The 21,652-nt window shown below is 64.1% G+C and carries 19 protein-coding genes and 1 riboswitch; of the genes, 3 read left to right on the forward strand and 16 right to left on the reverse strand.

Going from position 1 to position 21,652, the window contains the following annotated elements; translation table 11 throughout:
• The first annotated feature begins 19 nt into the window (after window positions 1–19).
• Together C5L10_RS13465 and C5L10_RS13470 are read left to right on the forward strand one after the other, a co-directional pair.
• Entirely contained in the window at window positions 20–943 is a 924-nt protein-coding gene (locus C5L10_RS13465) for a LysR family transcriptional regulator (RefSeq protein ID WP_105430158.1), read from the forward strand.
• The gene (locus tag C5L10_RS13470) at window positions 940–2,343 is read left to right on the forward strand and encodes an amidohydrolase family protein (protein ID WP_245447995.1); all 1,404 of its coding nucleotides are present in this window, start codon (window positions 940–942) and stop codon (window positions 2,341–2,343) included. Before C5L10_RS13465 ends, C5L10_RS13470 begins: the two co-directional genes overlap by 4 nt.
• On the opposite strand, the gene fdxA is transcribed toward C5L10_RS13470, so the two are convergent.
• Together fdxA and C5L10_RS33635 are read right to left on the reverse strand one after the other, a co-directional pair.
• Window positions 2,340–2,678, reverse strand: coding sequence for a ferredoxin (gene fdxA, locus C5L10_RS13475; protein ID WP_105430083.1), 339 nt, complete (start codon window positions 2,676–2,678; stop codon window positions 2,340–2,342). The genes C5L10_RS13470 and fdxA overlap by 4 nt on opposite strands.
• Before the next feature lie 32 nt (window positions 2,679–2,710).
• Entirely contained in the window at window positions 2,711–2,872 is a 162-nt protein-coding gene (locus C5L10_RS33635) for a hypothetical protein (RefSeq protein ID WP_172717021.1), read from the reverse strand.
• Here C5L10_RS33635 and C5L10_RS13480 point away from each other — a divergent pair.
• On the forward strand, window positions 2,871–4,673 hold the full coding sequence (locus C5L10_RS13480; RefSeq protein WP_105430084.1) for an adenine deaminase: 1,803 nt from the start codon (window positions 2,871–2,873) through the stop codon (window positions 4,671–4,673). The two genes, C5L10_RS33635 and C5L10_RS13480, sit on opposite strands and share 2 nt — an antisense overlap.
• Before the next feature lie 15 nt (window positions 4,674–4,688).
• On the opposite strand, the gene C5L10_RS13485 is transcribed toward C5L10_RS13480, so the two are convergent.
• The 14 genes from C5L10_RS13485 to C5L10_RS13550 form a co-directional block, all read right to left on the reverse strand.
• Window positions 4,689–6,086: a M20/M25/M40 family metallo-hydrolase gene (locus C5L10_RS13485; RefSeq protein ID WP_105430085.1), complete on the reverse strand. Its 1,398-nt coding sequence runs from the start codon at window positions 6,084–6,086 to the stop codon at window positions 4,689–4,691.
• Between the two features lie 87 nt (window positions 6,087–6,173).
• The gene (gene nadC, locus C5L10_RS13490) at window positions 6,174–7,031 is read right to left on the reverse strand and encodes a carboxylating nicotinate-nucleotide diphosphorylase (protein WP_105430086.1); all 858 of its coding nucleotides are present in this window, start codon (window positions 7,029–7,031) and stop codon (window positions 6,174–6,176) included.
• A gap of 1 nt (window position 7,032) precedes the next feature.
• Window positions 7,033–8,574 carry an L-aspartate oxidase gene (locus C5L10_RS13495; RefSeq protein WP_105430087.1) on the reverse strand — a complete coding sequence of 514 codons (1,542 nt, stop codon included), beginning with the start codon at window positions 8,572–8,574 and terminating at the stop codon, window positions 7,033–7,035.
• Complete coding sequence (gene nadA, locus C5L10_RS13500) at window positions 8,571–9,542, reverse strand: quinolinate synthase NadA (protein ID WP_105430088.1); 972 nt, start codon at window positions 9,540–9,542, stop codon at window positions 8,571–8,573. The genes C5L10_RS13495 and nadA overlap by 4 nt, the downstream gene beginning before the upstream one ends.
• 68 nt (window positions 9,543–9,610) lie before the next feature.
• Window positions 9,611–10,513: a hypothetical protein gene (locus tag C5L10_RS13505; protein WP_105430089.1), complete on the reverse strand. Its 903-nt coding sequence runs from the start codon at window positions 10,511–10,513 to the stop codon at window positions 9,611–9,613.
• Between the two features lie 97 nt (window positions 10,514–10,610).
• Window positions 10,611–11,555 (reverse strand): ABC transporter substrate-binding protein, encoded by a 945-nt coding sequence (locus tag C5L10_RS13510; protein ID WP_172717022.1) that lies wholly within the window; start codon window positions 11,553–11,555, stop codon window positions 10,611–10,613.
• The gene (locus C5L10_RS13515; protein WP_105430090.1) at window positions 11,552–12,334 is read right to left on the reverse strand and encodes an ABC transporter permease; all 783 of its coding nucleotides are present in this window, start codon (window positions 12,332–12,334) and stop codon (window positions 11,552–11,554) included. The genes C5L10_RS13510 and C5L10_RS13515 overlap by 4 nt, the downstream gene beginning before the upstream one ends.
• 135 nt (window positions 12,335–12,469) lie before the next feature.
• Window positions 12,470–12,573: riboswitch (TPP riboswitch) on the reverse strand.
• Between the two features lie 63 nt (window positions 12,574–12,636).
• Window positions 12,637–14,325 (reverse strand): ABC transporter permease subunit, encoded by a 1,689-nt coding sequence (locus C5L10_RS13520; RefSeq protein WP_105430091.1) that lies wholly within the window; start codon window positions 14,323–14,325, stop codon window positions 12,637–12,639.
• Window positions 14,322–15,371: a PotD/PotF family extracellular solute-binding protein gene (locus C5L10_RS13525; RefSeq protein ID WP_046603953.1), complete on the reverse strand. Its 1,050-nt coding sequence runs from the start codon at window positions 15,369–15,371 to the stop codon at window positions 14,322–14,324. The genes C5L10_RS13520 and C5L10_RS13525 overlap by 4 nt, the downstream gene beginning before the upstream one ends.
• Before the next feature lie 22 nt (window positions 15,372–15,393).
• A complete protein-coding gene (locus C5L10_RS13530) occupies window positions 15,394–16,419 on the reverse strand; it encodes an ABC transporter ATP-binding protein (protein ID WP_105430092.1) in 1,026 nt (341 codons plus the stop codon).
• On the reverse strand, window positions 16,409–18,040 hold the full coding sequence (locus C5L10_RS13535; protein ID WP_245447996.1) for a CocE/NonD family hydrolase: 1,632 nt from the start codon (window positions 18,038–18,040) through the stop codon (window positions 16,409–16,411). The genes C5L10_RS13530 and C5L10_RS13535 overlap by 11 nt, the downstream gene beginning before the upstream one ends.
• 4 nt (window positions 18,041–18,044) lie before the next feature.
• On the reverse strand, window positions 18,045–18,860 hold the full coding sequence (locus C5L10_RS13540) for a creatininase family protein (protein WP_105430162.1): 816 nt from the start codon (window positions 18,858–18,860) through the stop codon (window positions 18,045–18,047).
• Between the two features lie 22 nt (window positions 18,861–18,882).
• Entirely contained in the window at window positions 18,883–20,397 is a 1,515-nt protein-coding gene (locus tag C5L10_RS13545; protein ID WP_105430093.1) for a class I adenylate-forming enzyme family protein, read from the reverse strand.
• Window positions 20,398–20,538: 141 nt separating this feature from the next.
• On the reverse strand, window positions 20,539–21,522 hold the full coding sequence (locus tag C5L10_RS13550) for a LysR family transcriptional regulator (protein ID WP_172717023.1): 984 nt from the start codon (window positions 21,520–21,522) through the stop codon (window positions 20,539–20,541).
• Between the last annotated feature and the right edge of the window lie 130 nt (window positions 21,523–21,652).

Below are 21,652 nucleotides of genomic sequence, written 5' to 3' on the forward strand. Positions count from 1 at the left end.
AGGATCTTGGGGGATGAATATGCACGCCAGTATCCTGAAATATTTCGTCGAAGTCGCGCGCGCCGGCTCGATCCGAAAGGCCTCCGAAGAGCTGCATGTGGCGACCTCCGCCGTCAGCCGTCAAATCCGCAAGCTTGAGGACGAGCTCGGCACGCCGCTGTTCGAACGGTTCTCCGATGGCCTCCGCCTCACCTCCGCCGGCAAGGTGGTGCTGAAGCACGCCAAGGAGACTATTCATCACTATGAGATCATGAAATCGGATCTCGGCGACCTGCAGGGCAAACGCACCGGCCGCGTCCACATCGCCTGCCTCGACAGCCTGGCCGTCCAGTTCATGCCGGAATTCGTCGCCGGCTTTCACCACAAGAACCCGGCCGTCGATTTCCGCATCCGCGCCGACAACTTCAACAACATTTTTCATTTCGTCGCCGACGGCGACTGCGATATCGGCATCACTTTCGACCTCGCCCGGCCGCACGACATCAAGCTGGTCCACGGCGTGCGCATGCCGCTGATGGTGATGGTCGCAAAACACCATCCGCTGGCCCGCCAGAAAAGCGCCACTCTGCAGGAATGCGCTCAGTTCAAGCTGCTGTTGCAGCTCGACAACGAGGTGATGAGCTCGATGATTGCCGTCGAACTCGCCTCGCTCGACCGCGTCGGCCGCACGCTTGTCGCCACCAACAACCAGATGATGCTGAAGCCGCTGATCCTGTCCGGCGAAGGCGTCGCCTTCTTCACGCCGCTCGGCCTCCTGAAAGAGCTGAAAGCCGGCGATGTAGTCGCCCTGCCGATCGCAGGCTCCCGCCTGCAGAACATGGAGGTCGGCATCGTCGCGCCCCACAACCGTCAGCTCACCCACGCTACGGAGGCAGTCATCGAGGCACTCAGCGTCGATCTCGAAAAATTCAGCAACCAGATTGCGGAGGTCATCAGGCGGTGACATCGAACGAAGACAAGTGCTTCCTGCAGCACCCCGGCCATCAAAAGGCCGTGCGCGGCGAGGCGATGCAGACCGCCCTTCCCATTCTGGCCTCCGCCATCCCCCTCGTCCCCGGCGATCTTCTCATGCCGATGCCGGTCAACGCCCATGACCATGGCTACGGCATCCGCACGCTCGATTTCGGCAGCCTCGACGATGCGCTGGAAACCTGGATTCCGACCATGCGGCTGCGCCCTCGTACCGATGCCTATCTCGAAGCCCTCGTGGCCTTCGGGCGCCTCGCAAAGACGGGCGTCGCCGCGACCATCCACTGCCACAATTCCCTCAATGCGGCCCGCATGGTCGACGAGGCCCTGGAGGTGATCCGCGCCGCAAAGGATGTTGGAATCCGGCTCGGCCTCTCCTGCCCGCTTCTCGACCACGACGCCTGGGCCTATGACGGCGGTCCCGAAAGGCTGAAGCCATTCCTGAGCCCGGCGGACTGGGAGGCTCTTTCTCCCCTCGCCCCACGCTATGCTCCGTTCCGCGATCAGCTCGCCGCCGCCGATGCCGTTGCCGCGGCCAATTCCAATCCGCTAGTCGACGTTCAATACGGCCCAATTGGCCCGCAATGGTGCTCGAACGCCTTGCTCGAAACGATCGCCGAGGCCTCCGCCGCCAACAACCGCCGCATCCACATGCATCTGCTCGAAAGCCCGCGGCAAAGGGCATGGCTGGACCGCCGCTTTCCACAGGGCATCGTCCGTTATCTCGACGACATCGGCTTCCTCTCGCCGCGCCTTGCCGTTGCACACGGCGTGCAGCTCCGGCCGGACGAATACGAATTACTGGCCGAACGCGGCGTCCAGCTCGTCTCCAATCCCTCCGCCAATCTGCGCCTGCGCTCCGGCACCGCGCCGCTGGCGGATGCCGTCAAACGCGGCCTGCGCTTCGGCATCGGGCTGGACGGCAGCGCCTTCGACGACGACCAGGATCTCTGGCGCGAGATGCGGCTTCTCTATTTCCTGCATGGCGGACGAGAGCTCGAACGAAGCTTTACGGCTACCGATATATTCGACGCGGCAATCAAAACCGGCGCGAGCGTCGTCAACGCCCCGCTCGGCGAGGACTTTACGGTCGTCGACTACGAAGCCCTGATCGCCGACAGCGTCTTCGACGATCTCGACGAGGCAGAGGTGCTCCTCAACCGCATGTCAGCCGCGCATGCCAAGGCGGTCTATGTCGCCGGCCGGCCGATCATGCGGGACGGCAGGCTTGTGAACGTCGATTTCGATGCGGCCCGAAAGGAACTGCTGGCCCAGGCCAAGGCCGACCTGCCGCGCCTGACCATCGAGCGGGAAAGATGCGGCAAGCTGAGCGCCGCCACCCGCGCCTATTATGGAAGCTGGAGCAACACTTAGTGAGCCGCCTCGCGCACGGGCGCCGATGTCACCACCGGGTGATCGATGTTCCGCGTCCGACTTTTGTCCCAGCCGCCGGGTGATCCCAGCCCGGTGACCTCGGCTCCGAAATAATCCCGATTGACCGGGATGAACGCCATCTGCGCTTCGGTCGCCTCCTCGTCGTAGGCGATGGCATCGACCGGACAGATGGAGAGACAGAGGCCACAATTGATGCATTCGTCCGGATGGATATAGAACATCCGCCCGCCCTCGTAGATGCAGTCGACGGGACATGCCGCGGTGCAGGCGCCGTCCTTCACGTCGATACAGGGTTCGCTGATGATATAGGCCATCTGATCGTTTGCCTCTCATTGCATCCCCAGCACTATCCCAAACCTTGGCGTTGCTGAAAAGCAGCATATTTCGCCGCAAGAGTTCGAATTTCGGCAACGCTCGGATGTTTCTCTCCCGATTGATGCTTACTTGCTCTGGCGGCTTTCCCTACAATCCCGCCAGTTCTTTTCAGTCCTTGAAATGAGGTTTTCATGACCGCCCTCACCCGGTTCTCCGTCCAGCCCCTGTCAACCATGACCCGCCGTCTCGCCGATGTCGCCTCGGCCCGTCGCGACCCCGATCTGGTCATCCAGGGTGCGCGCGTGCTGTCCACCTATTCGGAGCGCATTCTCGACGGTCGCGAGGTCTGGGTCTCGGGTGGCCGTATCGCCGCCGTGAAGCCGGCCGGCAGCTACAGGAATGGAACCGCAAGGCTCTACGACGCCAAAGGCCGCATCATCGCGCCCGGACTCGTCGATCCGCATATCCATATCGAATCCTCGATGGTGACCGCCTGCGCCTATGCCGAGGCGGCACTCCTCAATGGGACGACGACGATCTTCTGCGACAGCCACGAGATCGGCAATGTCATGGACGTCGCGGGCGTCGAGGCGATGCTGGAAGATGCGCGCCAGGCACCGCTGTCGATCTTCCTCACCGTGCCGAGCACCGTGCCAGCCACCTCGCCGCAGCTCGAAACCGCCGGCGGCGACCTGACGCCCGCCAAGATCGCCGCGCTCTTCGACAAATGGCCGGAAGCGGTGGCGCTCGGCGAAAAGATGGATTTCGTCCCCGTCGCCATGGGCGACGAGCGCAGCCATGCGATCCTTGCCGCAGCGCTCCAGCGCGGCCGGCCGGTTTCCGGCCACGTCTACGGCCGGGAATTCGTCGCGGCCTATGCCGCGTCCGGCGTCACCGATACCCATGAGGCGATCGACCGCGACATCGCCGACGACCTGCTCGAAGCGGGCGTCTGGCTCTTCCTGCGCGGCGGTCCGCCGACAACGCCTTGGCATTCCCTGCCGCATGCGATTAAGACGATCACCGAACTCGGCGCCTCGCATAAACGCGTCGCCGTCTGCACCGACGATCGCGACGCCGAGGACCTGCTCGCCTTCGGGCTCGACTGGGTGACGCGCGAAGCGGTCAAGGCCGGCATGGCGCCGGAACAGGCCTGGGCGATGGGCTCGCTGCACGGCGCGACCCGTTTCGGCATGGAAGGCGAGATCGGCGGCATGGGGGGCGGACGGAGAGCGGACCTCGTGCTTCTGACCGACGACCTGAAACCGGTCAGCACCTGGTACGGCGGCGAACTGGTGGTCGACAACCGCAAGATTACGCCAATCCTGGGTGAAGCGCTTTCAAAACCCTATCGTTATCCGGAAGCCGCCTACCATACAGTCAAGCTGCCGAAGAACCTGAAACTGGCACCCGACCTTCCCGTTGATACCGTCGTTACCCATACGATCCGCACCGAGCTTCCCGGCATCACGCTCGGCCATGTGACTGTGACGCTCGAACCTGCCGACCACTGGCAGGCGCATTTCGACCGCCACGACCTCTGCTTCGTCACCGTCGTCGAGCGGCACGGCAAATCGTCCGGCAATGTCGCGCACGGGCTGCTGAACGGTTTCGGCCTGAAAAAGGGCGCCGTCGCCTCCTCCGTCGGTCATGACAGCCACAACATCATCGTCGCCGGCACGAATGAGCTCGACATGCAGTTGGCGCTGGATGCGATCGAGGAAAAACAGGGCGGCGTCTGCGTCGTCATGGACGGCAAGGTCACCGCAATGGTGCCGCTGCCGATCGCCGGCCTGCTCTCCGACAAACGCGTCCACGAGGTCGCAGACGAGGTGAAGGCCCTCAAGCTCGAATGGGAAAAGGCCGGCTGCACCATCGCCTATATGGGCTTCAACCTCATCCCGCTGTCGGTCATCCCGGAAATCCGCATCACCGACAAGGGACTTGTGCTCGTGCCGGAAATGATGATCTCGCCGCTCTTCGAAAAAGCCTGAGCGGCGGCGGCAGGATCACTCAGCAAGCTCGGCAAGAATGCGGACCCAGGAGCGGATGCCCTTGTGGAAGCTCGACAGGTCGTATTTCTCGTTCGGGCTGTGAACGCGGTTGTCGAAGCGGGCGAAGCCGACAAGCAGCGCGTCACAGCCGAGCCGGCGCTTGAACTCACCGATGATCGGGATCGAGCCGCCGGTCCCGGCAAGTGCGGCCTCGCATTCCCATTCGGTGGAAAGCGCCGCAAGCGTCTTCGTCAGGAACGGGCTTTCGATCGGCATGACGGTCGCCGGCGCCAGGCCAAAATCATTGAACGTCACCGAACAATCCGCCGGGATGCGCGCCTGAACATGCGCCTTGAAGGCATCGCGGATCTTCTCCGGAACCTGGCCATCGACCAGCCGAAACGAGATCTTGGCGGTCGCCTTGGCCGGGATGACTGTCTTGAAACCTTCGCCGGTATAGCCGCCGCTCATGCCGTTGATCTCGCAGCTCGGCCGCGCCCAGACCTGTTCGAGGATGGACCGGCCCGCCTCGCCCGCCGGGATCGCGAGCCCGATATCGGCAAGAAAACCCTTCTCGTCGAACGGCAGCCGCTGCCACTGCGCCTTGATCGCCTCCGGCAGTTCCTTGACGCCATCGTAGAAACCCTTGACCGCCACGCCGCCGTCCGGCGTCCTGAGGCTCGCCACGACATCCGATAGTACCTGCAGCGCGTTGCGGGCGGCATTGCCGAACATGCCGGAATGCAGGTCCCGGTCGGCGCAGGTAATCTCGACCTCGGTGCTGTAGAGCCCGCGCAGCATGGTGGTGACGGCCGGCGTCTCGCGGTCCCACATGTCGGTATCGCAGACATAGACCATGTCGGCCTTCAGCTCTTCCGCGGTGGCATCGAGGAACGGCGCGAGGCTCGGGCTGCCTGCCTCCTCCTCGCCTTCGAAAAGGATGCTGACCTGCACCGGCAGCTTGCCGGTCACCGCCTTCCAGTCGCGGCAGGCTTCGACGAAGGTCATCATCTGCCCCTTGTCGTCTGAGGCGCCGCGCGCGACGATCGCGGTATCGCCGTTCGGCAACGGCTCCAGCCGCGGCTCGAACGGATCGCTGGTCCAGAGCGCCAGCGGATCGACCGGCTGCACGTCGTAATGTCCGTAGAACAGCAGATGCGGCCCGGCCGCATCCTTCTGGTGCGCGACGACCATCGGATGGCCGGTCGTCGGCCTGACGGACGCATCGAACCCGAACGAGGCGAGGTCGCGGCTAAGCCACTCGGCCGCCGCCTTGCACTGATCGCGATAGCCGGGGTCGGTCGAAATGCTCGGAATACGGATCAGGTCGAAGAGGCGTGCGAGGCTCTCGTCGATATCCGCATCGACAAGAGCCAGCACGGCGTCGATCTGGTCTTCGGGTATTCTCGGCATCTTGCACTCCTTGCCCGTCCGGTGTTCCGGATCAAGGATGTACCATTGTTTTCAACGACACCGGAAGCCTCTGGCGCTGTCGGTCGCCTAATTTGCAGACCGGAAATCGAGCCCGATATCCAGCGTCGGTGCGCTGTGGGTGATCCAGCCGACGGAGAGCAGGTCGACGCCCGATGCGGCCACGGCGGCGGCCGTCGCCGGCGTGATCCCGCCTGACGCCTCGGTGATCGCCCGGCCGGCGACGATGCCGACCGCTTCGCGAAGCTGCTCCGGGGTCATGTTGTCGAGCAACACCGCATCGACACCGACCTGCATGGCTTCGTGAAGCTGGTCGAGCGTATCCACCTCCACCTCGATCTTGACCATATGCCCGACACCCGCCTTGGCGCGGCCGATGGCTTCGGTTATGCCGCCGGCGATCGCCACATGATTGTCCTTGATCAGCACGGCGTCATAGAGCGCAAAACGATGGTTCATGCCGCCGCCGGCGCGTACCGCGTATTTCTCCAGCGCCCGAAGCCCCGGCGTCGTCTTGCGGGTGCAGACGACGGAGGCCCTGGTGCCCGCGATCGCCGCAACGATGCCGGCCGTGACGCTGGCGATGCCGGAGAGATGGCCCAGGAAATTCAGTGCCGTTCGCTCGCCGGTCAGAAGCCCGCGGGACGGGCCTTCGATCGTGGCGATCACATCGCCGGGCTTCACCGCCCCGCCATCTTCTACGTGGCGCGTCATGACGATCTTCGGATCGACGAGCTGGAAGGCGAGCTCGGCCGCATCCAGCCCAGCGATGACCCCGGCTTTACGAGCCGCCATGACAACGGTCGAGCGATGACCAGCCGGAATGACCGCCGTGGACGTGACGTCGCCGGCAAGGCCGAGGTCTTCCAGAAGTGCAGCGCGCACAGGCGGTTCGACGAGAAGTCGCGGAAGGGCGGCAAGGATCATGTCAGGCACTCCGGGCAAGGGGATGGGAAGCGGTCGCGCGGGCGATGTCCAGCGCATCGGCAAGGCGCAACTGCCGCCGTTCCGCATAGGCAAGCTTCAACGGGAAATCGGTGCGGGCATGCGCGCCGCGGGATTCCTGTCGCAGCGACGCGAAGACGGCGATCAGCAGCGCCACGATCGCCGGATCGGCGGCCGATCCTTCGCTTTCGACGAGCGGCAACAGGCTTGCGATCGCACCATGAATGGCACCGGCGTTTCTGAGGACGCCGAGATGTCGCGACACGATCGGCCGCACGGCGGAAATATCCGCCGGCACCGGCAATTCGGCATCGGCGATCTGATGAATCGTTCCGGCAGAGGTCGCCGAGAGATCCCGCGCGGCCCGCATGCCCATCACGGCCGCTTCCAGAAGCGAGTTGCTGGCCAGCCGGTTGGCGCCGTGGAGACCGGTCGAAGCCGCCTCGCCGACCACCCAGAGACCCGGGACAGAACTGCGGCCATTTGCGTCCGTCGCTACCCCGCCCATGTGGTAATGAACAGCGGGACGAACCGGGATGAGGTCGGAATTCGGATCGACGCTCGCTTCCCGGCAGAGCGCGTCGATCGCCGGGAAGCGGCGTGAAAACCCGCTTCCGAGCGCCGGCCGCGCATCGAGAAAGACGCGTCCGCCGCGGGCGATCTCGGCACTGATGGCACGCGCCACTATATCGCGCGCGGCAAGTTCCGCGCCCGGTTCGCGGGCGAGAAAACGCTCGCCCCTTTCGTTGACCAGCACCGCGCCCTCGCCGCGCACCGCCTCGCTGACCAGCGCCAGCGGCCGGCGCTGCGAATCCAGTGCCGTCGGGTGGAACTGCACGAATTCCATATCCGCAAGCAGCGCGCCCGCCCGTGCCGCAAGCATCACGCCCTGACCGAAATTGCCGGTGGGGTTGGTGGTCGCGTCATACAACCCGCCGAGACCGCCGGTCGCCAGAACCACCCGCGCGGTCGGCAAGATAACCGCGCCGGCGGCCGCCGCGCAGAGCAGGCCGGGCACTGCGTCGCCATTCGTCAAAAGCCGACGAACCTCGACACCATCAAGCACCGTGACCGACGGTGTCCTGGAAACGGCCTCGACCAGAGCCCGGACGATCGCCGCACCCGATCCGTCGCCCGCCACATGCACGATACGGCGGCGCGAATGGGCGGCCTCTAGGCCGAGCGAAAGCGAACCGTCCTCTGCCCGGTCGAAACGCACGCCGAATTTTTCCAGGATGGCGATGGCGTTCGGAGCTTCCTTCAGGATCGAATCGGCGACTGCCGGATCACAAAGTCCGTCACCGGCGGCAAGCGTATCCGCCAGATGCAGGTCCGCGCTGTCGTCAGCGCCCAAGCTTGCGGCAATGCCGCCCTGCGCCCAGGCACTCGACGTTTCCGCACCCAGGGCGGCGCGGGTGATCAGCACGACGGGCTGCGGCGCCAAGGTCAACGCCGTCACCAGCCCCGCCAGACCGCTGCCGACGATCGCGACACGGCCGGCGAGATGGTCGAGGATCTCGGTCATATGGCGAGCATCCTCTCGACCGCGCGGCGGGCGGCAACCGCGATCGACGGATCGACAGTCACCTCGTGCCGGTTTTCCTCCAGCGCCTTGCGGATGTTGGACAGCGTGATGCGCTTCATGTGCGGGCAGAGATTGCAGGGCCGCACGAATTCCACATCCGGATGATGCACGGCGACATTGTCACTCATCGAGCACTCCGTCAGAAGCACGACGCGAGCCGGCTTCTTTTGGCCGACATAATCGGACATGACGGCAGTCGAACCGGCAAAATCGGCCTCGGCCACCACCTCCGGCGGGCATTCCGGATGCGCCAGTACCACGACGCCCGGATGCGCCTCGCGCAGATCGCGGACGTCCTGCGCATTGAACAGCTCGTGCACCTCGCAATGGCCGTGCCAGGCGATGATCTCGACATTGGTTTCCCGCGCCACGTTCTGCGCCAGGTATTCGTCCGGGATCATCAGCACTTTCGGAACGCCGAGCGATTCCACCACCTGCTTGGCATTGCCGGAGGTGCAGCAAATATCGGATGCCGCCTTCACCGCCGCCGAAGTGTTCACGTAGGTGATGATCGGCACGCCCGGATGCGCCTGCCGCAGCAGCGCGATGTCCTCGGGCGTGATCGAATCCGCCAGCGAACAGCCCGCCTCCATGTCAGGGATCAGCACGGTCTTTCCGGGGTTGAGCAGCTTTGCCGTCTCCGCCATGAAATGCACGCCGGCGAGCACGATGACATCCGCATCCACCTCGATCGCCTTGCGGGCGAGCGCCAGACTGTCACCGACGATATCCGCGACGCCATGGAAGATTTCCGGCGTTTGGTAATTGTGAGCGAGGATGACGGCGTTGCGAGTGCGCTTCAACTCAAGGATCGCTGCGACATCCGCCTCGTAGCTCATCCACTCGGCCTTGGGGATGACACGGCTGACACGATCGTAAAGCTGGGAAACCGAAAGCGGAGAATTCATCAGCTGCTCCTTTTATACTCGAAGTGAGTATATCCGGCGCAGAGACATATTCTCGTTTAGAGTTTATGTCAATTACGTGAAAGCGGAAGTTTCGAACCGGAAAGCGCGCGCTCTTCGAGGACCGCATGGCGGTAGCGGAAAAGCTTGGCCGGTCTCCCGCCGGTTTCGCTGGTCGCCTCGCCGGTTTCCTCGATCAGCTCCTGCTGGTCGATCAGCCGGCGGAAATTCGGCTTGTGCAGCGTCAGGCCAGCCAGTGCCTCGACGGTGCGCTGCAACTGCGACAGCGTAAAACTCTCCGGCATCAATTCGAAGACCACCGGGCGGTACTTGATCTTGGCGCGCAGCCGCGCGATCCCGGTCGCCAGGATGCGGCGGTGGTCGGCAAACATCGAACGCCCGAAACTTTTGGCCGGCGAGCAGCCCGCCTCGGCAACGAGCCCCGCCTCGTACATCAGTTCGTAACGCTGCAGGCCGAGATCCTCGTTCCAGGCGGCGCCGTCGAGGCCGAAGGCAAAATCGACGCGGCGCCGGCGGTGTTCGCGCCGCGCAGTTTCCGCCGCAACCCAATCCTGCAGGCGGCCGGTGATGGCGGCCAGAATCTCTGGCCTCCCCCCGCGATGGTCTTCCCAGGGGAAATATTCGTACCAGCCATGCCAACCGGGTTTTCCGGCACCGGGCGCGGCCTGCTCGCGGACAAGGCCGAGATAACTGATCGAGATCGTCCGCCCCTCGGCATCCTCATGGGTCCGGTCGCGGTCGGCGAAGGTATAGAGCTGTTCGAGATAACCGAGCGGATGGCCCGTCTGATCCCCCACCCATTCGCGAAGCCCGGCCTGCAGGCTCCTGTGCCCAAACTCGAAGGGCCCGGATGGCAGCGCATCGCCGGAGCGAACCGTCATCACGCGCGGCTCGTCGCCGGTGACGGCGGACAGAACCGCGATCAGTTCCGCATGGGCAAGTCCGATGGTCAAGCAAACTCCGGGGTACGTAACGTGCGATGCCTATCTGGCATGGAAATCACGTTACGCGAACCCCGGCGCTCAAATCAAACAATATCAGCAGCTTGGCCTACTTGATTTCGACCGCGAGGTCCCCGATCGGCGGCACGGTCTTGATCAGTCCCATTTCCTGCATGAAGGCGGCGAAGCGCTGGTAACGGCCTTGGTCGAGTGCGGCCGGACGCTTGGCAAAGCGCGGCAGCGTGTCGAAGAACGCGGTGCGGTTCAACTCATCGTCGAGGTTGGGATAGGCCTTGACAAACAGCTGCCAAGCCTCCTGCGGATGGTTGGTGATGTAGATCGAAGCCTGCTCGACGGCGTGCAGAAAGCGCGGCAGCCGGTTGTCGGCGGCAGAATCGCGGCGGGTGACGAAGATCAGCTCGTCATAGGCCGGAACCCCGTGCTCTTCCGGGAAAAACGAGCGACCCGGATGGCCCTCGATCTTCATCTGGGTCAGCTCGAAATTGCGGAACCCGCCGAGCGTCGCATCCACCTTGCCGCCGATCAGCGACGGTGACAGCGAAAAATTGACGTTGATCAGTTCCACGTCAGCGTTCGAAAGCCCTTCGGAGGCCAGCATGCGCTTCAGCATCGCATCCTCGAAGCCGGTGACGGAAAAGCCGACCTTCTTGCCCTTCAGGTCCTTGAGGCTCTTGATCGGCCCGTCCGCCAGAACCGTGACCGTGTTCAAGGGCGTCTCGACCAGCGTGCCGAACCGCACGAGCGGCAGGCCCGCCTCATGGTCGAGATAGAGATTGGGCTGGTAGTGGATGCCGATATCCGCCTGGCCGGCCGAAACCAGCCGCGGCACCGCGGAGGCATCGGACGGCGGGATAAGCTCGACGTCGAGATTGGCATCGGCAAACAGCCCGCGCTGCTTGGCGATGACCATCGGTGCGTGGTCCGGATTGACGAACCATTCGAGCAGCACGCTGAGCTTGTCGGCGGCCTGCGCAGAGATCGGGGTGGCAAGGCTGGCCAGCGCGATGAAGGACGCAGTGAGGATACGGATCATGATCGGACGGAACTCCCTGATGCGGATGAAGATGAAGGGTCGGCTTCGCTGGCCCACGGGGCGAGCCCGGCGGTCAGCCGGTCGATAAGAAGCCTTAGAATAAGAGTGAGGATTGCCAGTATGGTCATCGCCGCGAACACCGTGTCGGTCTGCATGCGGGCATTGGCCTGGACCATCACGAAGCCGAGCCCGCCGGACGCGCCCACCCATTCGCCGACCACGGCCCCAAGCGGCGCAAGCGGGGCAGCAACCCGGAGCCCTGAGACCAGGCTCGGGATCGCCAGCGGCACGCGCATCGACACCAGCGTCTGCCAGTGGTTCGCGCCCTCCAGCGAGACGGCGTCGAGGATTTCCTGGTCGGTGCGGCGAAGACCGTCGGCAAAGGCGGAGGCGACCGGAAAGAAGATGATGATCGTCGTCATCGCCACTTTCGAGGCGAGGCCGAAACCCAGCCAGAGAACCAGGATCGGCGCCAGCACGAAGACGGGAAAGGCCTGCAGGATCAGCACCATCGGCCAGACGAGACGACCAAGCCGCGGCAACGCGGCGACGCCGAAGGCCGTGGCGATGCCGAGGCCTGCGCCGATCGCGAGGCCCAGCGCGATTTCCGTCAGCGTGACGAGGCTGTTCTGCAGCAGGAAACCCGGCTGCCGCCCGAAGGCGGAAGCGACGGCAATCGGAGACGGCAGAATGTAGCGAGGCGGAGCAAACAGCCAGACGCCCGCTTGCCAGAGGGCGACAAGCAGGACGAGGCCGATGACCGCATGGGACGCGCGCATGATGCTACGCGCCGAACCTGCACGCCGGGACCGGACACCCTCTCGGGACAACGGGAAGAATGGATGTCATCGGTCGATCTCCAGATCAGTCAATCACGGAGACCCAGGTGAAGCGGAGAAGAGAAAGTATCGTCGGATGACGCCTATTTCCGTTCCTACGCCGGCATGACCCGGATCAGGTTCAAGGGTCCGGCTCAGCGCCATCTCAGCATCGTCAAGATGCTCCCCTCGGAATAGGACGATAACTGTCGGTTTTCAGTATGCCTGTCAAGCGGGCCGGCCAGCCCGCTACCGTTTCCAATTCAGCGTGCGTAGAGCCTGTCGAGGCGAACCACCCTGCCCACCAGCACCAGCGCAATGACCGTGAAGACGATCAGCACGGCGGAGATCGCATGCGCGGTCGGCTCCAGGCTGAAGGTCGATTCGGAGTAGATGCGGACCGGAAGCGTCGTCAGGCGGGCGGTGGTCAGGAAACTCGTCACCGTCACCTCGCCGAAGCTCAGGAGGAAGCCGACGATGCCGGCCGCAAACAGTCCCGGCGCCAGGCCCGGCATGATGATCAGGAAGAACCGCCGCGCCGGGCTTGCCCCGAGGCTCGCCGCCGCCTCTTCCTGCGCCTGGTCGAGCCCCATGACCGAGGTGGTCAGAAGCGTGATCGCAAACGGCAGGATGACGATCACGTGGATCGCCACGAGGCCGAGGAAGGGCGGGATGATCAGGTAGATCTGCAGCAGCCTGAGCATGCCGACGCCGATCGCCACATGCGGCAGCGACATCGGTAGCAACCAGAACGTCAGAAGCGCAGAACGGCCCTTGAACGGATAACGGGCGAGCGCGAAAGCTGCCGGCAGCGAGAGCGAAAGCGCCACCAGCATCGAGGTGACGGCGAGCTTCACCGACACCCAGAAGGCGTCCGCATAGGTTCCGGCGAAGAACACCGCTTCGTACCATTTCAGCGTGAAGCCGCGGAAGCCGGATGCGGTCGCCTGCGGCACGTCGTTGAAACTCTGGATGCACACGAGCACCAACGGCAGCAGCAGGAGCAGCAGCGAGGTGGCGAGCAGCAGCTTCGAGACGATCGGCCCGAAAATGTTGATGATCGGCACCAGCCAACGCGGAATGCTCCAGGGATTGCTGGGCTTGCCCTTCAGCCACGGCATCAGGCGATTGAGCGAGTAGGCGCAGAGCGCCGCAAACGCGAGACCGGTGACGGTCATGATGATCGCAAGTGCTGCGGCAAGCGGCGCATTGAGGTTCTTGATCGCCTCCTGCAGCACCAGCATGCCGGTGGTCCAGACCTTCTTTCCGCCGAGCAGCGAGGCGGAAACGTAGGCCGTGGTCGCCATCAGGAAAACGATGACGGCCCCGGAGCGAAGGCCGGGCAGCGACAGCGGCAGGTCGACGGTGAGGAACCGGACCGCGGGGGAAGCGCCAAGGCTCTGCGCCGCCTCATGAACGCGCGGCGAAGTGTTCTGCAGGTTGTCGTAGAGCGCCAGCACCATGAACGGCAGGAAGACCTGCGCCAATGCGACGGCGACCGCGCCGTGGGTGAACAGCATGTATCTCGCCGGCGGAATTCCGATGAGGCCGGTGACCGAATTGATCAGCCCTTCGGGTGCCAGCAGGAGAATGATGCCGAGCGAGCGCACCACGACATTGGTCAGCAGCGGAATGAGGATGACGGCGAACGCGGCCGCGCGGTATTTTGCCGGCATCCGCGCCAGCCAGTGAGCGAGCGGATAACCGAGAAGCGCGGTGATGACGGTCACTCCGAGGCCGAGCAGGATGGTTTCGGAGACCACGCCGAAATAGAAGCCGTCCGAGACGATATCCCGAAACTGCGCGATCGACGGCGTTATGAACAGCGGGCCGAAAGGATCGGGATACTCGTGCAGGGAGAGCACGAGTACCACGAACATCGGCGCCGCGAAGGACAGAAGCAGCCAAAGGCTGACCGGCGCTGCAAGCGCCGGTCCGATCCAACGGTTCATCCCGCGATCTCCCGATCGTATTTCGCCTGCCATTTGGCCCGGCTGGCATTGATCACGTCCCAATCGAAGTCGACGAGCTTGGCGACATCGGCATCGCCGAGCACGAGCTTAGACTTGATGTCGTCCGGGACCGTGATGTTGCTGACGGTCGGCGAGTAGTAGATCTGGCGCGCGTAGGCGAGCATGCAGGGTTCGGAGAGGTGCAGGTTGATCCATTCCTCGGCGAGCTTCTGGTTCTTCGTGCCTTCGGTGATGCAGGCGACGTTCATCGAAAGCGCCTGCCCCTCGACTGGCTTGGCGATCGCTATATTGGGATTGCGCGTTTCGACATAAGACTGGGTGAAGCTGCCGAATTCGACCGAAAGATCGGCGAGCTTCTGGTCGAACATCTCGAAGAGCTGCGCCTGGCTGCCCTGGATCGCTGCGAACGGCTTCAGTTCCTTGACCTTTTCGAAGGCGATGTCGGCGTTCTTCTCGTCTCCGCCCCAGACGCGGGCGGCCATCATCAGCGCGGAAATGCCTTCGGCGCCCAGACCATCCGGCCAGGCGATGCGGCCCTTCCATTCCGGGTTCCACATGTCCTTCCAGGAGGTGATCGGCTTCGACGCCTTGGTCTTGTCGTAGACGATCGTGCAGGGGTTGAAGGCAACGCCGTAGCCGCCCTTTCGCGCACTCGGATAGAGCGCCTCGAAGTTCTTGACGGCGGGCGTCGGCGCCTGGGTCACGCCGTCCTTCACGGCCTGGCGGCTTTCGAAGATGTTCAGGTAGAGGACGTCGAAGCTCGGACGGCCGCGCTCGGCATAGGCGCGGGCACGGCGGTCGCCGGTACCGCCGAGAACGTAGCTGATCTTGCAGCCGTATTTCTCGACGAGCGGCTTCTCGACATGTTCCCTGACGATCTTTTCCTGCGCGCCGCCCCAGATGCCGACGACCAGTTCGTCGCCCTTCTTGGGCTCCTGCGCGGATGCGGGACGGATGATGTGGAACGGTGCGGCGAGACCGGCACCGGCGATGAGCTTGTTGAATGTACGACGCGAGACGTTCATGTCTTGGTTCCCCTTTTTTCGGTCAGATGAATGTGGCGCCACCCGGCTGGGTCTGGATGCTGCACGGCGTCCCGAGGGGCGGAGGCGGCATATCCGAAGGCACGATCAGGCGGATCGTGCCGCATGCGGATTGGATATCGGCTTCGTAGGTGTCGCCGAGGAAGGCTGCATTGACGAGCGTGCCAGAGACATTGAGCGGCCCTGGCCCGTCCGAGAGCCTGAGCCGCGACGCACGCAGAACGAGGCGGGTAGCGCCGGAAGGTGCGCCCTCACAGGTGAGCCCCGGAGCGGAGAACAGACCGTTCTCAGTCTTCCCCTCGATCACCGTGCGGGCGCCGAGGAAGGAGGCGGTAAATGGCGAATGCGGCCGGTCGCACAATGCGACCGGCGTGCCGATCTCGGCCAGCAGGCCCTTGTTCATCACCGCGACGCGGTCCGACATCGCAAGCGCTTCCTGCTGGTCATGGGTGACGAAGACGGTGGTGATGCCAAGCCGCTGCTGCAGCGTGCGGATTTCGGTGCGCATGTCGGCGCGCAGATGGGCGTCGAGATTGGAAAGCGGCTCGTCGAGGAGGAGCACATCCGGCTCGATCACCAGCGCACGGGCAAGCGCCACGCGCTGCTGCTGGCCGCCGGAAAGCTGGCCGGGATAACGGTCGTAATAGGCCCCGAGCCCGACCGTATCGAGTGCCGCGGCAGCGCGGGCGCGGCATTCCGCCTTGCCGACATGGCGCATGCGCAGGCCGAAACCGACATTGTCGAGCGCCGTCAGGTGCGGGAACAGCGCGTAGGACTGGAAGACGACGCCGATATTGCGTGTATGGACGGGCCGCTTGCTGATGTCCTCGCCGTTGAGGATGACGCGCCCTTCCGACGGCTGTACGAAACCGGCGATCATCCGGAGCGTCGTCGTCTTGCCGCAGCCGGACGGCCCGAGCAGCGACAGAAGCTCGCCCTTGGCGACCTCGATCGTGAGGCCGCTGACGGCGACGGAATCGCCGTAGGTGGCCGTGATATTGTCGAGCGTCAGGTAGTGCTTATGCGACATGGTCGAGAGCCTCGGGCATGATCAGGCGGGAACGCGTCGTCCCGCCATGGCAGATGGAAATGGTGATCGGTCGCCGCGCCATTTCGGGCACGGACGCGAACGGCCCGTCGCCGGGATGAACTTCGAAGACCGGCACGCCGGCGCCCTGCAGCGAAAGCCGCAACGCGAAACCTTCCAGCACGGTGACGCAGACCGGGCGCAGGCTGACGCGTGCCAAAATCCGCCGGCCGCCGACGAGGCGGGCATAAGCGGTACTGAGCACCCTCGCCTCTCCAGACGGGCTGACGAGCGACAATGTCGCGCAGAGATCGAAACCTTCGGACTGCGTCTCGACCTCGATCTCGGCAAAGGCTTTCCCGATATAGGACCTCGCCGCTTCGAAGGGCGCGCTTGTGTAGACGGCAACGTCGGCGCGGTTGTCGTGGCCGCTGCGATCGGCAAAACCGGCCGGCGTCCCGAGATGACCACCGACAAGCGCCGTCGGGCGCGTGGGGTCGTGGACGAATGTATCGCGAGACGCCAAGCCGCTCTCCGTCGAAAGGCTACCGTCGCTGACCATGGCAGCGCCGAGACCCGACGAGGAGAGGAAGAAAGCGGTTTCGCCGGCCGCCGGGCAGACGGCGAGATGGAGCCAGCAGCGCCGCCCCATGTCGAACAGCCGCACCGGCTGCGGCCGCGCGCCAAGCCCCTTGAGATAGAAATCGAAGAAGGTCAATTGGGCGCGATCGACCGAGAATTCCGCCCCCTGCCCCATGTCGGTGGCACCGCATGCCCGGTTCCACGGCGCATGCGCCCAAGGGCCGATCACCAGATGTGAACTCTCCGGATGTTTCCGCCGAAAGGCTGCATCGGCGGCCCAGGTTCCATGAAGCAAGAAGTCGGCCCAGCCACCGGTATGGAGAACCGGAATATCGAGGAGATCGTCGGCCAGCAGCCCGCCGGGTGAAACCGCGTCCCAATAGTCGCTCTCGTCCGCCACCCATTTGGCGAGATGCGATATGTCGGACCGGGAGACGAGCAGGTCTCGAAGGGCCACATCATCTGCCGCGCCGCCGAGGGCAGAAAAGGTCCCGGCATCCTCCCGCCGCGCCGCCGTCAGCCGCGCCATCTGCGCCGCCCAGCCGGCATTGAGCCCGAGCCGGAAGGCGTCGCCCTCATAGGCCCAGTCGTCGCGTGGCATCCAGGAGCCCATGGCAGGCGCAATCGCATCCGGCCGCACACTTCCCTTGCCGGCAATGGCAAAATATTGTGTCACCGCCTGGTAACTGAAGCCGTAGAGACCGAGCTTGCCGTTGCTTCCGGGCAATTTGGCCGCCCATTCCAGCGTGCGAGCCCCATCCGCGACCTCGCTGACGAAGGCCTCGAAGAGGCCGCCGGAATCGCCGCAGCCGCGCACATCCTGGATCACCACGATATAGCCATGCGCGGCGTACCAGGAGGGGTGCGCGAGCACCAATGTCGAGGCAATGGCACGTCCATAGGGTTGGCGCATCAGCAGCACCGGGAACCTGCCCTCCCCTTGCGGACGATAGATATCCGACACCAGCACGACGCCATCATCGAGCAGAAGCTCGCCCCTTTCGGGGCCTGCAACGCCGTATGGTGCGCGTGGGATCGTCAAGCCATCACCCCTTGTACATGGTTTTGGAAGTGATCCGGTCGAGCGGGAAATCCAGCACTTCCCTGATCAGCTTCAGGAGATTGGCGGCGCTGCGCTCGACATAGAGCCGGCCGCGTTCGGCATCGCCTGCAGCCGCATTGCCGCAGGCGCCGGAGGGCTGCACGTCCTGGGTCTGCCAGCCGTAACCGATCCGACCTTCCGGCATCAGCAACCCGCCGGCCGCTTCGAGCTCCACGGAGACGGGCACGAAATCCTCGGCGTACTGCATGTCGATCAGCTCGCAATGCAGATGCAGCATCGCGCTGGTCTCCGCTTCGCCGCCGTGAATGCCGTGCTTCATCTCGTGGGCGCTGAACAGGTCGGAGAAATCAGCGCCGGCACTCGCCCAGGCGCTGACGGCGAACATGTCGAGCTTGATGCGCAGCTCGCGGCAGACGATGTCCATCACCTGCGGCTGGCCGCCATGCGAATTGACGAAGATGATCTTGCGGCAGCCGGCGCGATGGACGCTCTCTCCGAGCTCGAACCACATTTTGGCGAGCGTGTCGTAGTTGAAGGTCAGTGTCCCCGGATAGGCGGTGTGCTCGACCGACTTGCCGACAGGCATCATCGGCAGCACCAGAACCGGCAGGTCGTCTTCCATCAGCTCGACCGTGCGGGCGACGACGCCGGCATTGATCGCGGCATCGACGCGGACCGGAAGGTGTGGCCCGTGCTGCTCGACGGCGGCGATCGGCAGGATCGCAACGAACCTCTCCATCTCGAACTCGGAGAAGTCCTTTGCGGTATGATCCCACCACCAATGCGATTTCAGCTTCATCGACATATCCTCGGTTTCAGTGTCAGGCCGCGGCGGCGCGTGCCGCCAGCTCCGCCTTGGCGATCTTGCCGGTGGGGGTCATGGGCAGCTCTGCGAGCGAGATCACCGTCATCACGGAGAGGTCGTAGGGAAGCGTCGCTGCGATCTGCGCCTTGGCGGCCTCCCCGTCGATGGGCGCGGCGGCCTGCACGAAGGCGACCGGCCGCGTCTTCATGGTCGGATCCGGGACGCCGACCACTGCCGCCTGCTCGATGCCGGCGACCGTCGATAGCGCCTCTTCCACATCGCGCGGATACCAGGTCTTGCCGCCGACCTCGAGAAGCTCGGAGCGACGTCCCATCATGGTGACAAAGCCGTGCCGGTCGATCGTGCCGATATCACCGGTCCACAGCCAGCCGCCACGCAACGTCTCGGCGGTCTTTTCGGGCTTGCCCCAGTAACCCCACATGAAACCGCCGCGAAGCGCAATCTCGCCGACCGAACCGCAGGGAAGTTCGGAACCGTCGGAATTGAGGATGCGCACCTCCTTGTCCGGCAGCGGCATGCCTGCACGACGGGTCTCGATGTCGGCGCTATCGAGCTTCGGGAAACCGAGCGCCACGAAACCGCCCAGCTCGGACTGGCCGTAGCTTTCGACCAATGGCAGCGTCAGCTTTTCCAGCCAGCCGGCCTTGAGAACCGGTGGAACCGGTCCGCCGCCCGACATGCTCATGCGCAGCTTCGCCGGTGCATGGCCGCGGATGGCGGCCTCGTTGAGCACATCGGTCAGGATAGGCGGATTGGCGATCAGCATGGTCGCCCCGCGAGCTTCGAGTGCATCGAAACCGGCCTCCTGCGTCCAACGGCCCATCACGTTGATCGCCGCGCCGCGCGACAGCTGCGGCAGAAGATTTCCCACTAGTTGATAGGAGCTCGACAAGGCGCTTGGGCCGAACGAAACGTCGTCCGCAGTGATCTGCAGCCGCTCGGCGATGCAGCGGGTCGCCCTCACCGTCGGCTCATGCTTGAGGCAGGCGCCCTTCGGTTTGCCGGTAGTCCCGGACGTATAGGAAAGATGGGCAATCGCATCTTCGTTGCCCGGATCGGCGGGCACCGGCAGGGCAGCCGCCATCAATTCCGGCAGAGAGTGAGCGCCCGGCTGCGGCCCGTCCATGCAGATCAATGCCCGGACCGTCGGCACGCCGGCGGCCGCGGCGCTGACCTGTTCATGTTTGTCATGGGTATAAACGACCGCAGTCGGCTGGTGATCGCCGAAATAATAGGCAAGTTCGTCGGCGAACTTGACGTTTACGAGAGCTGAAATCGCCCCGAGCCGCCAGCAGCCCAGCATCGTCGTCAGGTAGTCCATGCCATTGTGGGCAAAGATCGTCACTCGGTCGCCGGGCCTGACCCCGAGACTATGCAATGCGCCCGCAGCGCGCTCCATCGCTTCGACTGCCCCGGCATAGGTCAGGCTCCTGTCGCGATCGACCCAGTGGAAACAAGCGTGGTCTGGATCGCGATTGGCGCCATCCACGAGAAGTGTGTGCATCAGCATTCGAAATTCCCCGGCGCTAAATCTGCCTGCTCAATTCTTTGGCAGATGTAAATCCTGCCTGCAGCATGGGCAAATTTTGTCCGCGGGTGAATGCCGCGACCGTCGATAGCGGGTATATCCGTTTGCTTATACTCGATCGGCTCAGGACACCGCCCGCAGCGGCATTTCGGACGGAACCGGATGAAGCGTCTGGTCGAAGCGCCGCGCGACGGTGCGGATGACATTGCGCAGCCACCGGTTGGCGCCGCTGTTATGGGCCCGCTCGTGCCATAGAAGGTAGAGGTTCATCTGGTCGAATTCCCTCGGTGCCTCGACGAGTTGCAGATGGTTGGCCGGAGCATTCGCGACGATATATTCGGCATAGGGTCGCGCCGTCGTAAAGATCAGGTCGGTTTCGGCAAGAATTGCCGGGATCAGCGCGTATTCGGGAACAGACATGGCGATGCGGCGGCGCATCCCGAGCTGCGCGAGTCGCCCATCGATCGGGCTGTAGACCGCATTCGAGCCCGGCGTCGGCGAGACGTGGTCAGCATCGAGATAGTCCTCGAGAAGAAGGCGGCCGCGCCTCGCCAGGGGGGTCGACTTCTGGACCACGCAGGCAATCTCGCAATGCAGGAGCGTGCTCGACTTCAGGCTCTGCTGCGGCGCCGGCCAGTTGCCGATTACCATGTCCACCCGACCAGACCCCAGATCCTCGATGAGATCGCTCTGCTCGGAGGGCGCAAAAAAGTCGACCGATATGCCGGGCGCTTCGCGCCGGATGCTGGTGGCGATCGGCGGAATGAGGAAGGTGCCGAAACAATTGACCGCGGCGATCCGCATCCGGCTGTGGACCATGCCGGGATCGAACTGGCTGCTGCGGTTCAGCGTGTCCAGCAGACCTTCGAGCATGGCCGCGATCGAGGTCATCACCTCTTCGCCGCGCTCGGTGAGCACCAGTTTCTGGCCGCTGCGCACCAGAAGCGGATCGGAGAAGATTTCCCGCGCCTTCTTCAGGCAGGCGCTGACCGCCGGCTGGCTGTGTCCGAGCAGCACCGCGACTTTGGAGACATTGCGCTCCCTCAGCAGCAGATAGGTGGTGCGCAGCAACCTGACGTCGATGGAGGGATTTATGTTCGCGTACACGGCCGTTTCCTTTTGCAGGGGCAACCGTTTTACGAAGCAAGCGACGTGCCAAGCAGGCCGTCTTCGTTCGCGCAAGCAGGCGCGAAACACGAAACGCGGACAACCGGATTGTCCGCGTTTCGAAACTCAT

The sequence above is a fragment of the Neorhizobium sp. T6_25 genome (assembly GCF_002968555.1).
GTDB lineage: Bacteria > Pseudomonadota > Alphaproteobacteria > Rhizobiales > Rhizobiaceae > Neorhizobium.

Coding starts and splice junctions, on each gene's coding strand:
- C5L10_RS13465 (WP_105430158.1), top strand. CDS start 20: ATGCACGCCAGTATCCTGAAATATTTCGTCGAAGTCGCGCGCGCCGGC.
- fdxA (WP_105430083.1), bottom strand. CDS start 2,678: ATGGCCTATATCATCAGCGAACCCTGTATCGACGTGAAGGACGGCGCC.
- C5L10_RS13480 (WP_105430084.1), top strand. CDS start 2,871: ATGACCGCCCTCACCCGGTTCTCCGTCCAGCCCCTGTCAACCATGACC.
- C5L10_RS33635 (WP_172717021.1), bottom strand. CDS start 2,872: ATGAAAACCTCATTTCAAGGACTGAAAAGAACTGGCGGGATTGTAGGG.
- C5L10_RS13485 (WP_105430085.1), bottom strand. CDS start 6,086: ATGCCGAGAATACCCGAAGACCAGATCGACGCCGTGCTGGCTCTTGTC.
- nadC (WP_105430086.1), bottom strand. CDS start 7,031: ATGATCCTTGCCGCCCTTCCGCGACTTCTCGTCGAACCGCCTGTGCGC.
- C5L10_RS13495 (WP_105430087.1), bottom strand. CDS start 8,574: ATGACCGAGATCCTCGACCATCTCGCCGGCCGTGTCGCGATCGTCGGC.
- nadA (WP_105430088.1), bottom strand. CDS start 9,542: ATGAATTCTCCGCTTTCGGTTTCCCAGCTTTACGATCGTGTCAGCCGT.
- C5L10_RS13510 (WP_172717022.1), bottom strand. CDS start 11,555: ATGATCCGTATCCTCACTGCGTCCTTCATCGCGCTGGCCAGCCTTGCC.
- C5L10_RS13515 (WP_105430090.1), bottom strand. CDS start 12,334: ATGCGCGCGTCCCATGCGGTCATCGGCCTCGTCCTGCTTGTCGCCCTC.
- C5L10_RS13520 (WP_105430091.1), bottom strand. CDS start 14,325: ATGAACCGTTGGATCGGACCGGCGCTTGCAGCGCCGGTCAGCCTTTGG.
- C5L10_RS13525 (WP_046603953.1), bottom strand. CDS start 15,371: ATGAACGTCTCGCGTCGTACATTCAACAAGCTCATCGCCGGTGCCGGT.
- C5L10_RS13530 (WP_105430092.1), bottom strand. CDS start 16,419: ATGTCGCATAAGCACTACCTGACGCTCGACAATATCACGGCCACCTAC.
- C5L10_RS13540 (WP_105430162.1), bottom strand. CDS start 18,860: ATGAAGCTGAAATCGCATTGGTGGTGGGATCATACCGCAAAGGACTTC.
- C5L10_RS13545 (WP_105430093.1), bottom strand. CDS start 20,397: ATGCTGATGCACACACTTCTCGTGGATGGCGCCAATCGCGATCCAGAC.